Raw genomic sequence first — 209 nt, 5'->3', positions numbered from 1 at the left:
ATTAACCAATTTTCCATCGCATACCCCTTTCGGACTTTGCTTAGGACCCGACTAACCCTACGATGACGAGCATCGCGTAGGAAACCTTGGGTTTACGGCGTTAATGATTCTCACATTAATTATCGCTCCTCATGCCTGCATGCTCACTTCTATACGCTCCAACGCTCCTTACCGGTACATCTTCAACGCCTATAGAACGCTCTCCTACC

Annotated in this window: 1 rRNA gene; it reads right to left on the bottom strand. The window is 47.8% G+C overall.

Annotated features, from left to right (window positions below):
• A 23S ribosomal RNA gene (locus KJQ99_RS11565) occupies positions 1–209 on the bottom strand; the annotation flags it as partial.

The organism is Campylobacter sp. 2018MI13, from assembly GCF_018501135.1.
Taxonomy (GTDB): domain Bacteria; phylum Campylobacterota; class Campylobacteria; order Campylobacterales; family Campylobacteraceae; genus Campylobacter_E.
The sequence above is the reverse complement of the archived record's forward strand: the minus strand, read 5'-3'. Positions and strand labels throughout refer to the sequence as shown.